General features: G+C 67.7%; 12 protein-coding genes and 2 pseudogenes. 9 read left to right on the forward strand and 5 right to left on the reverse strand.

The features are described 5' to 3' along the window. Positions 1–96 precede the first annotated feature (96 nt). The 4 genes and pseudogenes from C5O27_RS06920 to C5O27_RS22935 form a co-directional block, all read right to left on the reverse strand. On the reverse strand, positions 97–1362 hold the full coding sequence (locus tag C5O27_RS06920; RefSeq protein ID WP_127962272.1) for a sulfotransferase: 1266 nt from the start codon (positions 1360–1362) through the stop codon (positions 97–99). Next, a pseudogene (locus C5O27_RS06925) lies at positions 1362–2460 on the reverse strand (DUF1214 domain-containing protein). The gene C5O27_RS06920 and the pseudogene C5O27_RS06925 overlap by 1 nt, the downstream one beginning before the upstream one ends. Beyond that, positions 2457–3116, reverse strand: a complete 660-nt coding sequence (locus C5O27_RS22930; RefSeq protein ID WP_244216657.1) for a hypothetical protein — start codon at positions 3114–3116, stop codon at positions 2457–2459. Before C5O27_RS22930 ends, C5O27_RS06925 begins: the two are co-directional and overlap by 4 nt. 259 nt (positions 3117–3375) lie before the next feature. Then, positions 3376–3609: pseudogene (locus C5O27_RS22935) on the reverse strand (hypothetical protein); the annotation flags it as partial. Between the two features lie 353 nt (positions 3610–3962). Here C5O27_RS22935 and dnaK point away from each other — a divergent pair. From dnaK to C5O27_RS06970, 8 genes are all read left to right on the forward strand, one after another. Then, on the forward strand, positions 3963–5810 hold the full coding sequence (gene dnaK, locus C5O27_RS06935) for a molecular chaperone DnaK (RefSeq protein ID WP_035752900.1): 1848 nt from the start codon (positions 3963–3965) through the stop codon (positions 5808–5810). After that, positions 5807–6430: a nucleotide exchange factor GrpE gene (gene grpE / locus C5O27_RS06940; protein ID WP_127962273.1), complete on the forward strand. Its 624-nt coding sequence runs from the start codon at positions 5807–5809 to the stop codon at positions 6428–6430. Before dnaK ends, grpE begins: the two co-directional genes overlap by 4 nt. 215 nt (positions 6431–6645) lie before the next feature. Beyond that, the gene (gene dnaJ / locus C5O27_RS06945) at positions 6646–7842 is read left to right on the forward strand and encodes a molecular chaperone DnaJ (protein WP_127962274.1); all 1197 of its coding nucleotides are present in this window, start codon (positions 6646–6648) and stop codon (positions 7840–7842) included. A gap of 3 nt (positions 7843–7845) precedes the next feature. After that, positions 7846–8244, forward strand: a complete 399-nt coding sequence (locus tag C5O27_RS06950; protein WP_006359865.1) for a heat shock protein transcriptional repressor HspR — start codon at positions 7846–7848, stop codon at positions 8242–8244. 54 nt (positions 8245–8298) lie between these two features. Next, positions 8299–8766, forward strand: coding sequence for an SRPBCC family protein (locus tag C5O27_RS06955; protein ID WP_127962275.1), 468 nt, complete (start codon positions 8299–8301; stop codon positions 8764–8766). 75 nt (positions 8767–8841) lie between these two features. Beyond that, complete coding sequence (locus tag C5O27_RS06960; RefSeq protein ID WP_006359863.1) at positions 8842–9144, forward strand: antibiotic biosynthesis monooxygenase family protein; 303 nt, start codon at positions 8842–8844, stop codon at positions 9142–9144. Between the two features lie 40 nt (positions 9145–9184). Beyond that, positions 9185–10279: a hypothetical protein gene (locus tag C5O27_RS06965; protein ID WP_127962276.1), complete on the forward strand. Its 1095-nt coding sequence runs from the start codon at positions 9185–9187 to the stop codon at positions 10277–10279. Positions 10280–10362: 83 nt separating this feature from the next. After that, positions 10363–11439 (forward strand): DUF7159 family protein, encoded by a 1077-nt coding sequence (locus C5O27_RS06970; RefSeq protein WP_006359861.1) that lies wholly within the window; start codon positions 10363–10365, stop codon positions 11437–11439. A gap of 16 nt (positions 11440–11455) precedes the next feature. On the opposite strand, the gene C5O27_RS06975 is transcribed toward C5O27_RS06970, so the two are convergent. Beyond that, the gene (locus C5O27_RS06975) at positions 11456–12607 is read right to left on the reverse strand and encodes an FAD-binding oxidoreductase (RefSeq protein WP_127962277.1); all 1152 of its coding nucleotides are present in this window, start codon (positions 12605–12607) and stop codon (positions 11456–11458) included. A gap of 131 nt (positions 12608–12738) precedes the next feature. On the opposite strand from C5O27_RS06975, the gene C5O27_RS06980 reads away from it, so the two are divergent. Further along, positions 12739–13866: an amidohydrolase family protein gene (locus C5O27_RS06980; protein ID WP_040004269.1), complete on the forward strand. Its 1128-nt coding sequence runs from the start codon at positions 12739–12741 to the stop codon at positions 13864–13866. The last annotated feature ends 12 nt before the right edge of the window (positions 13867–13878 follow it).

Consider the following 13878-nt stretch of genomic DNA (forward strand, 5'->3'; position numbering starts at 1 on the left):
TATCCGACGGTAGCGCCGCATGAGACAGCTCTACCGGGAACCCGACGGACGGAGACCCAAGTGCAACCCGACGTTGCGGGATCCGCGACCCGGCGATCACCGTGGGGTGGGGCTCGACGTCCATTCGGCGACGCCATCGGTGTAGAGCGCCATCCGTTCCCTGAGCGCGTCGGGCTCGATCCCGAACTCCTCGGGGCTGTACCGATGTCTGCCCTTCCCGTGACGCGGTTGTTCCGCGTTGTGCTCGGCGAGCATCGTCGCCACGTCTGGAGCATCGAGATCGGCTGCTGCATAAACCCGTTCGATGGTCTCTGCGGGCCGGGACACCAGGTCCTGGTAGTCGATGTCGACGACTGTCGCCGATCCGGCCGCGCGGGAGTCGCGGAACTCGAGCGCACGCCGGAACCACAACTCCGACTGCTCGATCTGGAATCGACCGACGTCATGGCCGTCGACCTCGTCGCTGTAGGTCGAGCGGTAGGTCGCGAACAGGCTCGCGCCCGACGCCACGGTCTCCACGACGTCGCGATGCAGATGGACGATGCAGACGCCGGGATATGTCTGGGCAAGGTCGACCAGCTCGGGCGTGTGGGCCGGTGCCTTCAGCAGCCAGCGTCGTCGGGAGCCGTCGTCGAGGATCTGCAGCATCGTCCGATGCGCTGCGTACTCACCGGCGAAGTCCTGGTCTGCCAGCCACCGGGAGTAGCTGTCGAGGCGCATCGTCGAGCTGAATGCCCAGTTGCGCATGGTCGTTCCCATGCCGAGTACGCATTCCTCGGGGAGCGCCGGTCCGGAATCGTGGACCGCGGCCATCGCCGGATTCAGCAGGTGCAGCGGGTTGGGCTCGGCGGCCTGGGTCTCGATCAACCGTTCGCGTTCTTCCGGGGACAGCTTCGCGACCCGCCACGGGGCGTACAACTCCACGGGCCGCGGTGCGCGGAGCCGGGGGTCGCGGGCCATCAGCCGGTACAGGAACGTCGTCCCGGTGCGCCACCCGCCGATGATCACGATCGGCGGGAGCACCGCGCGCTCGGCCACCTCCGGGTTCTCCACCAGGGTCTTGTCGAAGATGGAGCGCGCCCGTAGCTTCCCGATCACCGCGTCCTGCGCATTGCGGACGCCGACTGCGTTCAGACGCCCGTCCTCGGCTGCCGAAGCCAGGTACCGCTCCAAGCCAGGCCGCCACAGCGCCGGGTCGCCCAACCCCTCGACACCGTGCTCGGCAGTGGCCCGTTCGACGATCGCGTCGGTTGCCTCGACCCCCAGCCGGTACCGCTCGGGGCGGGCAAGCCGATCGGCTTCCGCGGCCGCGTAGATGTCCTCGGCGACCTCACTCCGCTGCGGCGGCGTCCACTTCACCATCACTCACCTCGCAGTTCGACGAGCGGGACAACCCGAGCGGACGGCAGGGGAGGGGGCGCGGCCGGCTGCAGGAAACGCATCACGATGATCCCGAAGTCGCGTCCCTCGGAATCGATCCAGTCGCCCGAACCGCCCGGATTCTCCGCAGCGACCACGAACCGATACCGACCGTCGACGACCGTTGCGGTCGCGCCCGTGTACGAAACCGGCCGATACCGGAAGTCCAGGGAGTTCAGAAAGCGGCTGTAGGCCAGGATGTTCCAATACCGGCAGTCGACGACCTCCCCTTCGATGACCAGCGCCTCGCCGGGTCCGAGCTGCCAACCGCCGCGGACGTAATGGATTCCGGGTTCGGTGAAGACGGCACCACCGGCCATCTCCGACCAGTGCCGCAGGGCATTCGGTGGATTGAGATCGTCCTTGGTCGAGATCTCGAAGATCGTCGGCAGCATCGAGGTCGTGGCCGCGAGGGTGCCCAACGAGGTCGCGAACCTCCCCGGATCGATCGACGGTGGTACGGCTGTCTCGGCCACCGGTTCGATTCTGCACCAGCCCAATTCGTCCCGGTCGACGTCGTCGTGGAAGAACCGTACCCAGATGACACCGGACTTCTCCGGCAACTCCAGCCAGTCGCCTGCGCCCGGTGCGGTACCGCCGAGGACGATCTCGAAGCCGCCGTCGTCGTCGAATCCGATGGCATCGCTGTCGATTCGAGCCGTTGCCTCCGAACCGATGCCGCCCGTCCGCCGGTAGACGGTCACCGACACGTACGACGCATCGCCGCGGTTGCCGCGGATGCGGTACGCGCGGTCACCGCGCACCTCGGTGACCCAGTACCGGAAATCGGGGTTGTCCATCAGGAACTTGTGACGCCACCCGTTGAACGGCACCAGTTCGGGCCGTTCACGATCGACCTCGAAGCGCGACAACTGATTCGACAACCCGCGCATCAGGGCGCGGAACCCGTCGGCCTGCTCGGCCGGATCGAGGTCCGCCGGTGTCGGCGGCGAGCTTGTCGCCGGCGGTCCGCAGTGCGTCGACCAGACCGTTCCACGCGGCGACCTCGGGCCGCGCGCCGCTCGCCGACTCCTCGCTCACGGGAGTCGGACCCGGTCGTCGTGACGGTAGTGGGGACCCACGTCGTCGACGAGGATGCCCGCCTCGGCCTCGACGACCGCCGGGATGGCGTCGAGAACGGCGCGGACCGACGCGGTGGTGATCGGATTGGTATGGCCGGTCCCGATGCCGAACTCGAGTTGGGGGCGCATCTCGGCCGGTTCCCCGCTGATGACCAGTGTGTAGGCGATCGGGCTGGTGAAGCCGCCGAACGGCAGGTCGTCGCCCCGGTACACGAGTTCCGGAGCGAGATACCAGCATTCCTCGTTGGTGAAGAAGTGATGGTCGCCGAGGTGGCCGCGATGGGTCAGGTGCAGGGCGGCGGCGGTGCCCTTCTTGATGGTCGTCGCCCCGACCTGGGCGTCACGTTCGGCGGGGATTCCGCGCAGCGAGGTCTCGACCCTGACCTCGGTACTGTCCGCGCCGTACAACGCGTGCGCGACGTTGCCGGTGAGGTCGCCGTAGTAGCTGTCGCCGCCACGCGCGACCGGGGACTCGGCGCTGAGGGAGTCCGGGTCGGCGCCGAAACCCAGAGCGTCCAGGCCGCCCCACATCGAACCGGCGCGCGAGAAGTCGACCGCTTCCACAGACCGCACATGGCTCACCGACGACATCGCCTTGGCCATCGTCATCGCCACCCGTTCGACGATGAACGTCGGATGTACGCACGGTCCCGTGCAGGGTGGCGCCGCCGGTATGGCAGGCCTCGAGCATGCGCTGGGGGGACTTGCGGAACGGACTGAGCCAGTTGGGCATCGACACGTTGTGATACGCGGCGGTGGCCACCACGTTCTTCCCCGACTCGAGGAGGTCGATGACGTCGTCGTCGAGTCCCTTGATCACTGCGGCCGGTGCCGGGGTGAGGACGACGCAGTCGACGTCGAGCGCCTTGAACGCCTCGCGATCCCTGGTGGCGGCGATCCCGATCGGATCGGTACGCGCCAGCTCACCGATGTCCTTGCCCTCCTTCTTGCGGTTGTGCACCAGCGCGCCGACGACCTCGAACGCCGGGTCGGCGATCGCGGCACGGATGACCGCGCCGCCGACCTCGCCGGGACCCCACACCGCGATCCGGTACGGGCGTGTGGGGGAGGGGCCGGCTTCGGCGGTCGTCGGGCGGGGCAGCGTCATGGGGAAGGTCCTCGCGGGTCGTCGAAGTGGAATCGCTTGCTTCCTGTTGAAATCTGCCCGTCGGCGCCTGGTGTGTCAAGGACCACAGGGGTTGAGCGAAATTCGCTCAACTTTTTCCTGTGACCCGGGAACAAACCGGGAAGGGCCCCCGTTACACACTTCGAGAAACCTGAGCGGTCTAGACTCAAGTAGGTTTGACTCATCGCCCCGAGTTCAGTAGGACATGAGTCGGACGCACTGAAGTCCGCCTCGCGCAGGGTTCGGACATCATCCCCGCGTCCGACCGCGGGGGCACAACGACTTGAGTGCACACCGACTGGGGTGCACACCCACAAACTAGGAGGAAGCCAAACATGTCTCGTGCTGTTGGAATCGACCTCGGCACCACCAACTCCGTGGTTTCGGTGCTCGAGGGTGGCGAAGCATCGGTCATCGCCAATGCCGAAGGGTCGCGGACCACGCCGTCCGTCGTCGCCTTCGCGCGTAACGGCGAGGTACTCGTCGGTCAGCCGGCCAAGAATCAGGCGGTCACCAACGTCGACCGCACCATCCGCTCGGTCAAGCGCCACATGGGTGAGGGCAACTGGACGATCGAGATCGACGACAAGAAGTACACCCCACAGGAGATCAGCGCGCGCACGCTCATGAAGCTCAAGCGCGACGCCGAGGCCTACCTCGGTGAGGACGTCACCGACGCCGTGATCACCGTCCCCGCGTACTTCAACGACGCCCAGCGTCAGGCCACCAAGGAAGCCGGCCAGATCGCCGGCCTCAACGTTCTGCGCATCGTCAACGAGCCCACCGCGGCCGCCCTGGCCTACGGACTCGACAAGGGCGAGAAGGAACAGACCATCCTGGTCTTCGACCTCGGTGGCGGCACCTTCGACGTCTCGCTGCTCGAGATCGGCGACGGTGTGGTCGAGGTCCGCGCGACCTCTGGTGACAACCACCTCGGTGGTGACGACTGGGATCAGCGCGTCGTCGACTGGCTCGTCGAGAAGTTCAAGAGCCAGCATGGCGTCGATCTGACCAAGGACAAGATGGCCCTGCAGCGTCTGCGTGAGGCTGCCGAGAAGGCCAAGATCGAGCTGTCCAGCTCGCAGAGCACCTCGATCAACCTGCCCTACATCACCGTCGACGCCGACAAGAACCCGCTGTTCCTCGACGAGCAGCTGTCGCGCAGCGAGTTCCAGAAGATCACCTCTGATCTGCTCGAGCGCACCCGCGCGCCGTTCCAGGCCGTCATCAAGGATGCGGGCATCTCCGTCGGCGACATCGACCACGTCGTGCTCGTCGGTGGTTCGACCCGTATGCCGGCCGTCACCGACCTGGTGAAGGAACTGACCGGTGGCCGCGAGCCCAACAAGGGCGTCAACCCGGACGAGGTCGTCGCCGTCGGCGCCGCCCTGCAGGCCGGCGTTCTCCGCGGCGAGGTCAAGGACGTGCTGCTGCTCGACGTCACCCCGCTGTCCCTCGGTATCGAGACCAAGGGCGGCGTGATGCACAAGCTGATCGAGCGCAACACCACCATCCCGACCAAGCGCTCGGAGACCTACACCACGGCCGAGGACAACCAGCCGTCGGTGCAGATCCAGGTGTACCAGGGTGAGCGTGAGATCGCCTCGCACAACAAGTTGCTCGGCAGCTTCGAGCTGGGCGGCATCGCGCCTGCGCCGCAGGGTGTCCCGCAGATCGAGGTGACCTTCGACATCGACGCCAACGGCATCGTGCACGTCACCGCGAAGGACAAGGGCACCGGCAAGGAGAACTCGATCCGCATCCAGGACGGTTCCGGCCTGAGCAAGGACGAGATCGACCGCATGATCAAGGACGCCGAGGCGCACGCCGACGAGGACCGCAAGCGTCGCGAGGAGGCCGAGACCCGCAACCAGGCGGAGTCGCTGGTCCACCAGACCGAGAAGTTCCTCAAGGACAACGAGGACAAGGTCCCGGCCGATGTGAAGGACAAGGTCGAGGCCGCGGTCAACGACGCGAAGGAAGCGCTGAAGGGCACCGACTCGGCCGCGATCAAGACCGCGATCGAGAAGCTGTCGGAGGAGTCGCAGGCTCTCGGCCAGGCGATCTACGCCAGCGCCGCTGCGGAGTCCGCCGACGGTGAGGCCGGTGCTGCCGCCGACAACGATTCCGATGTCGTCGACGCCGAGGTCGTGGACGACGCCGACACCAAGGAGAACAAGTGACCGCAGGATCCCATTCGTCGAATGGGTCCGGCGAGGAGCCGGTGACGGTGACCGACCGTCGTCGCATCGACCCGGAAACGGGTGAGGTGCGCGACGAGCCGGCCGCCGGCCCCGGCCCGGCCGACGCCGAACCCGTCGTGGACGAGTCCGACACCGAGCAGCCGGCCGACGGGGCGTCCACGGACGCCCGGCTCGTCGAGCTGACGGCCGACCTGCAGCGGGAACGCGCCCAGTTCGCCAACTTCCGGCGACGAGCTGCCGAGGAGAAGCAGGGATCGGTTGCCTACGGCAAGCAGATCCTGATCGACAAGCTCCTCCCGGTTCTCGACGACCTCGACCGTGCCCGCGAGCACGGCGATCTCGAGACCGGCCCGCTTCGGGCCGTCGCCGACAAGCTGGCCGCAGTGCTGAACGCCGAAGGTCTCAAGTCCTTCGGTGCCGCGGGTGACGAGTTCAACCCCGAACTCCACGAAGCGGTCCAGCACGACGGCACCGGTGACCACCCGGTCATCGGCGCGGTGTACCGCTGCGGTTACCGCCTGGGCGAGAAGGTGATCCGCACCGCCATGGTGACGGTCACCGATCCCGAGCCCGCCGGCGACCAGACCGGTGCACAATAAGGCAACAGTCGCCCGTGCATGAGGGGCGATCCGACCACCGATCCCTGAGGTGCGAGGAGCGCAAGCGACGAGCCACGAAGGGCGACGAACCCTTCGTGGCTCGCTCCGCTCGCACCTCAGGGAGCGGGTGGGCTCGCTCCGCTCGCACCTCGGGGAGCGGGGAACAACTGAAACACCAATCCAGACAACAGAAGACCTGAAGGAGGTGACGTCTGGTGGCTCCACAACGTGAGTGGTTGGAACATGACTTCTACAAGGACCTGGGCGTTGCTTCTGACGCTTCGGCTGAAGAGATTCAGAAGGCCTATCGCAAGCTCGCCGCTGAGCTCCACCCCGACCGCAATCCGGGTGACGCGGAAGCCGAAGAACGATTCAAGCGAGTGTCCGAAGCAAAAAGCGTGCTGACGGACCCGCAGAAGCGCAAAGAGTACGACGAGACCCGTGCCATGTTCGCCGGCGGACGATTCCGCGGCGGCGGCAACGGCTTCCCGGGTGGATTCCCGGGCGGCGGCACGACGTACACGACCGGCGGCAACGACTTCGACCTCGGCGACCTGTTCGGCGGCGGTCAGGCCGGCGGCGCCGGCGGATTCGGCGACATCTTCGACGGACTCTTCAACCGTGGCGGCGGATCCCAGCGCACGTCGACGGCCAGCCGTCCCCGTCGCGGCAAGGACCTCGAGACCGAGACGACGCTGTCCTTCAAGGACGCAGCGCTCGGCACGACGGTCCCGCTGCGGGTGACCAGCCCGTCCCCGTGCACCACCTGTCACGGCTCGGGTGCCAAGCCGGGCACCAGCCCGCGAGTGTGCCCCAACTGCAACGGCTCCGGTTTCGTCAGCCGCAACCAGGGCGCCTTCGGGTTCAGCGAACCCTGCCAGGACTGCCAGGGCACCGGCTCGCGGATCGACGACCCGTGCACCGACTGCTCCGGCAGCGGCGTGAAGAACCGGACGCGCACCATCAACGTGCGCATCCCCGCCGGAGTCGAAGACGGACAACGGATCAGGCTCGCCGGACAGGGCGAGGCCGGACGCCGCGGAGCGCCGTCGGGCGACCTCTACGTCGTCGTCCACGTCACCCCGCACAAGCAGTTCACGCGCAGTGGCAGCGACCTTCGGGTGCAGCTCCCGGTGCGGATCTCCGAACTCGTTCTCGGCGCGACGGTCTCGGTACCGACGCTCGAGGGCTCGGTCGGTGTCAAGATCCCGCCGAACACCACCGACGGCCGGACGCTTCGCGTGCGCGGCCGCGGCGTCCCCAAGCGATCGGGTGGCGCAGGCGACCTGCTCGTGACGGTCAAGGTCGCGGTGCCGGACAAGCTCGACGACGCCGCGATCGAGGCGATGCGCGCCTACGATCAGGCCGAGCGGGCAAGCGGGTTCGATCCACGGGCGAACTGGGGGAGATGAGTCATGGCCGGCCAGAAGAACTTCGACGCCGACGGCGCGACCTTCATGATCTCGGTGGCCGCCGAGCTCGCCGGCATGCACGCCCAGACCCTGCGGACCTATGACCGCCTCGGTCTGGTCACCCCGCAGCGGACGAGTGGCGGCGGTCGTCGCTACTCGTCACGCGACGTCGACCTCCTGCGTGAGATCCAGCGTCTCTCGCAGGAGGAGGGTGTGAACCTCGCCGGGATCAAACGGATCATCGATCTGAGTAATCAGGTCGAGGCGCTGCAACAGCGGGTCCGTGAGCTCACCGACGAGGTCGCCGCGTCGCGGAACCGCCGCGGAGGCGAGCTCGTCCCGGTGCCCCGGACCAATGCCCTCGTCGTGTGGCAGCCGCGGCGCAGACGATCCGGCGACTGAACGGTCTGACTCGTTCCACGAGGGTGATCGGCAGGGTCCGCGTACGTTGGATGTATGGCTTCCGACACCGTCATCACCGTTGACACGGGCCCGCACCGCGTTTCACGGCGCATCGTCGTCGACGCGCCGGCCGCCGAGGTCTTCGCCCTCATCGCCAACCCGCATCGTCATCACGAGCTCGACGGTTCGGGGACGGTTCGCGACACGCCCGTCAAGGGCCCGGAAAAACTCACTCCCGGTGCGCGATTCAGCGTCGGGATGAAGCAGTTCGGCATCCCGTACACGATCACCTCCACCGCGACCGACGTCGACGCCGACCGGGTCGTCGAGTGGAAGCACCCCATGGGTCATCGCTGGCGCTGGGACCTCGTCGCCACGTCGCCGACGACCACGCAGGTCACCGAGACCTTCGACTATTCCACGCTCAAGATCCCGAAGATCATGGAACTGATCGGCTACGACAAGAAGAACGGTCAGGGCATCGAGAGCACGCTCCGGGCTCTCGCGAACCGCTTCGGCTGATACCACCGCCATCTTGCCGACATCGTGTCGGTAAGATGGCGGAGACCTATCGGACCCGAACCAGGAGTCGACGAGATGTTCGTGATCACCAACCGCATCGATGTCACCGAGAACGCCGAGGCCTTCGAGAAGGCATTCTCGGACTCGATGCGCACCACGCTGAAGGGTGTCCCCGGCCTGCACCGCGCGACCCTGATGCGTCCGGAGGCCGAGGGCCTGCCCTACGTCTCCACCATGGAGTTCGACGCCAAGGACGACTTCCTGGCGTGGCTGAAGTCGGATTCGTTCCGCGCCTCGCACTCCGATGACCAGGCCCCGGGCATGCAGGCTCCGTCGGCCGTCGAGCAGCACACCCTGATCGAGACCTTCACCGCCTGACCAGGCCGTCCCAGGGCGGCCGCGAAAGGAAGCCCTCTCCATGGAGTTCGAGGACGATACGCCGACATCAGACGACGAAGCGGTGGTCGTCCTCGGAGTCGTGGCCGCCCCCGGGCAACCGATCGGGTTGGCGCGCAAGCTCGTCGACGCGAACCTGATCGAGCACGTCCAGACCAGCTTCCCCGGAGCCCGATGGCAGATCGAGATCGTCGAGGCATCCGTGGTGCAGCCGCCCGCGACCGATGCCCAGATCGTCGACGCCGCGAGAGACGTTCTCCTCGAACGTGAATGGGACCTGGTGATCTGTCTGACGGATCTGCCTCTGCACGTGGGCCGGCGCCCTGTCGTCGCGCATGCGAACGCGGTGCACGGCGTCGCGGTCCTGTCGGTCCCCGCCCTCGGCCCGACCGGCCTACGTCAGCGGGCGCGGACCACGGTCACCGGTCTCGTCGGACAACTCCTCGGTGCCGACGCCGACGACCTCCGCGACCACGAGAAGTCCCCGTCGAAGTCGCCGCTGCGGCATCGTGTCCGCCAGCTCGGCACCGACACCGACGAGGCGGGCACCGCCTTCACCGCCCGGGTGCTGACCGGCAATCTCCGGCTCCTTTCGGGGATGGTGCGCGCCAACCGACCGTGGCGCCTCGCGCTCGGACTGACCCGGGCACTGACCGGCGCCATCGCCGCCGGTGTCTTCGCACTGGTCACCGCCGACATCTGGCTACTGGCCGACACCTTCGGCTGGGTCCGCCTCACCGGCGTCGCCGTCGGTTCGATCGTCGCCATCACCGCCACCCTGATCGTCGGCGCCAACCTGTGGGAACGGGGGTCGTCGCGGCAGTCGCGCGAACAGATCGTCCTGTTCAACACCGTCACCGTCATCACCGTCGTGCTGGGAGTCGCGGCGTTCTATGCCGCTCTCTTCGTTCTCGCGGCCCTCGGCGCCCTGTGCCTCGTGGTCCCACAGGTCTTCGGCGACGCCCTCGGTCACGACCCCGGGATCACCGACTACTTGGAGGTCGCGTGGCTGACGTGTTCGCTCGCCACCGTCGGCGGTGCGCTCGGTGCCGGGCTCGAGACCGACGAGGCGGTGCGCGACGCCGCGTACACCCAACATCCCGCCGAGTCGGTTTGACGGGGTACCACCGACGGTCCGGCTGCCACGAATTCGGTCCAAGCCGTTAGGCTGCATGGGCAAACGTCGATGTGGAGGTGACGATGACCCAAGATCCGGCGAGTGGGGGACTGCCCGGATCCGTGGTTCTCGGGATATCTGTCGTGGACGATCAGATCGCGTCCGTGGTGCGCGACGCCGATGGCCACATCCTGGCCAGCAACCTCGTCGACCTGCCTGATCCGTCGGCACCCGCGGTCGAGGCCGCGATCATCGAGCTGGTCGATTCGGTGCCGGTCGTCGTCGATCAGATCGGCGTCTCGGTGTCACGCGAGGACGTCCGCAAGCACCTGGCGCAGGCCTTCGGGTCGAGCGGCGCCGGGGAGTCCTGGCACGACCGCGTCGTCGTCACCGGTTACGCCTCGGCACTCGCCGAGATCGCGTGCACCCATGCCACCCGGGGCGGCGTCGTCGCCGTCGTGGACCTCGACCGGGATGCCGCTCCGGCATCCGGTACGTCGGTGGCCACCGTCGACACGACCTCGGGTGCGGTCCTCGGGACCGCCGACTTCACCACCAACCGGCTCGCCCCCGTCACCGATCCGGACGGGGCGTCCGAGCTGGCGACGGCGGTGTCCAAGCTGCCGCGCGGCCGCGACATCACCTCGATCATCGTGGTGGGACCCGGCGCGGAGATGCCCGGTATCGCGCCCGCGTTCGAATACGCCGCACAGCGGCCCGTCACGGTCGCTGGCAACCCGCCACTGGCCTCGGCCATCGGCGCGGCCGACGCCGCCCTGGTGGCGTTGTCGACGCCGGCGGCGGCCCCGCGGGTGTCGACCGGGCGACGCTGGTGGTTCGTCGGCGCCGCGATCGGTGCGGCGATGTTCCTGGGCGCGGTCGGTCTGACCCTGCTGCTGTCCGCGGAGCGCAACACCACCGAACCCGCCCCCGTGACGGTCACCGAGACGCCCGCTGCCGTGACCGTCAGCGCGGACGCGAAGACGGTCACCGAGACCGAAACCCAGACGCAGCAGGCGCGCACGACGACGATCACCAGCACCCCACGTCCGGTCACGAGGACGACCACGGTGACCGAGGAGATTCCGGGACCGTTCACGATCACCGAGACCGAGACGACCACGGTCGAGGTGCCGGCTCCGGGAGAGCCGGCTCCCTGACGCGGTGACCCGCGGGTCAGTACACCGGGTCGTGCTGGATACGGCTGGCGCGGACCCCGGCGATGATCAGTGTGCGTCGGGTCGCCTCGATCATCTGCGCCGACCCGGCGATGAGCACCTGGTGGTCCTCCCAGTTCCCGGCGCCGACGACCACGTCGGCGAGGGTGCCGATCTCGTGGTCGATCCCGAGTTCGGCCGGCGTCGCCACGGCGGTGATCCACCACGGGTCGCGCTCCTCCTCCGACACCGCGGTGACCTGCAACCACGGGTTGGTGGCGGCGATCCGCCGAAGGACACTCAGGTCGTAGAGCTCGCCGGGGTAGCGCATCCCGTAGAAGATGTGGGTCGGGGGCGAGTCCGCGCGTTTGGACATCTCGATGAGCAGGGCACGCAGTGGGGCGAGCCCGGTGCCGCCGGCGACCATCAGGACGGGCCGGTCCCGGTCGACGTGCAGGGTCCCGTGACTCTGCGACAGGGTCCAGACGTCTCCGACGCTGGTCTCGCTGACGATGGCCGAGCTGACCGTCCCACCCTGGATCGCCCGGACATGGAACTCCAGCTCACCGGCCGGGTTCGGCGGGATCGACGGCGAGAAATTGCGCCACTGCTTGGGCCACTGCGGGATGTGGACCTCGAGGTACTGGCCGACGTTGAACGTCAGCGGCGCATGTGCGATGAGTCGTACCACGGCGAGGTCGCGGCTGATTCGGTACTTCTCCACGACCTCTGCCGTCCACCGGGCCGGGTGGGTGGCGGTCTCGGCAGCCCCGCGCATCACACCGGTGACGAGCATCATCGCCTGCGAGACGGTCTGCTGCGCCTCTTCGTCCCAGTACCCCTCCATCAGACTGGCGAACTCGCCCATGAGCGCGGTGTACATCACGTGGTAGTGCTCGGGTTCGACCCCGAACTTGCGATGGTCGCGGCCGAGCTGGGCGAGGAACTCGACGAGGTCGGCGTGGCCGGACTCCGCAGGGATGGCTTCGAGGACGTGGTCGATCACGCGATGGAAGGCGATCTGCTGTGCGGCCATCGAGACGCCGAACAGATCCCGGAGGTCGGGATCGATCGCGAACATCCGGGTGTAGACGTTGGTCACGAACCGGTCGGGCTGCCGGTTCACCGCTGTTCGCAGGTGATGCAACGTGTGGCGTGAGTGGCTCGCCATTCTCTTAGGACAACCTCCGTCGGCGTTCGTCCCCCGCCTGTTCCGAGAGCTCAACACTAGCGGTCGACGGTACAGAATTCAGGATCCGTCATCGTATGTCGGACTGTGATCCGGTGTGGCAAGGTACCAACATGACGTCCCTCGACGGTGTCCTCCCGGCCATCGTCGACGCGCATGTGCAGCACTGGAATCCGCGGCGCACCCCATGGGCGGCAACCCGCTCGTCGCGGCTGTACGGGTTCGTCCCCCGATTGGGGGACCGAGCCTTCCCGCTCATCGCCTCGCGCGCCGACCGGGAGTTCGTGCTGACACCGCGAACCGTCGCGCGCCCGTACGAGCCGCGGCAGTACGCCACCGATGCCGCTCTCGTCTCGACGGTCGTCGGGGTGCCCATCGACACCGTGGTGCACGTCGAGTCGCATTGGCGCAAGGCACTACCCGCGGGAGAGCAGGCGGCGGCACACAGCACCGCCGTGGAGGAGACGCGCTATCTGGAGCACCTGCCGTTCGGCCACTCCGGCGCTCCGCGTCTGGGGGCGATCGTCGCCCACGGCGACCCGCGCGACCATGACTTCGCCGAGACGCTCGATCAGCAGTTCACGGTCTCGTCCCGTGTCCGGGGCATCCGGCTGGTGGCGACGCGCCATCCCGACCCGCGTGTCCGCGACGGCGGCGACTCCGACAACATCCTGGCGTCGGCCTCCTTTCTCGACGGTTTCGCCGAACTTGCCGCGCGCAAACTCGTGTTCGAGGCGGCGGTCTACTCCCACCAGCTCTACGACGTCATCGTGCTGGCGCGCGAGTATCCCGACACGGCGATCGTCCTCGACCACTTCGGGATACCCGCCGGGGTGTTCGGGCCGATCGGGACACGTACCGGCGCGACGGCCGCGGCGCGCGCCGACATCTGGCGGCTGTGGCGGGAACGGATGACCACCCTGGCGTCGTATCGCAATGTGGTGGTGAAGCTTTCCGGGCTGGCCATGCCGGTTCTCGGTTACGGCCACGAACGGTGGGGCAACATCGGGGGACAGGCGACGCTGGGCGAGATGATCGGTCCGTTCGTCGAACACGTCGTCACCCACTTCGGTTCGGACCGCATCATGTTCGGCTCCAACTATCCGATCGACCGCCCCAATGCGGCGATCGACGTCCTCGTCGGCGCGCTGGTCGACTGTGCGTCCCAGTGGGGAGACGAGGCGTTGCGACGCATCTTCCGCGACACCGCGGTCCGCGTGTACGGACTCGACGAGGGCTGATCCGCGACCGGT

This window comes from Gordonia alkanivorans (assembly GCF_004011905.1).
GTDB lineage: Bacteria > Actinomycetota > Actinomycetes > Mycobacteriales > Mycobacteriaceae > Gordonia > Gordonia alkanivorans.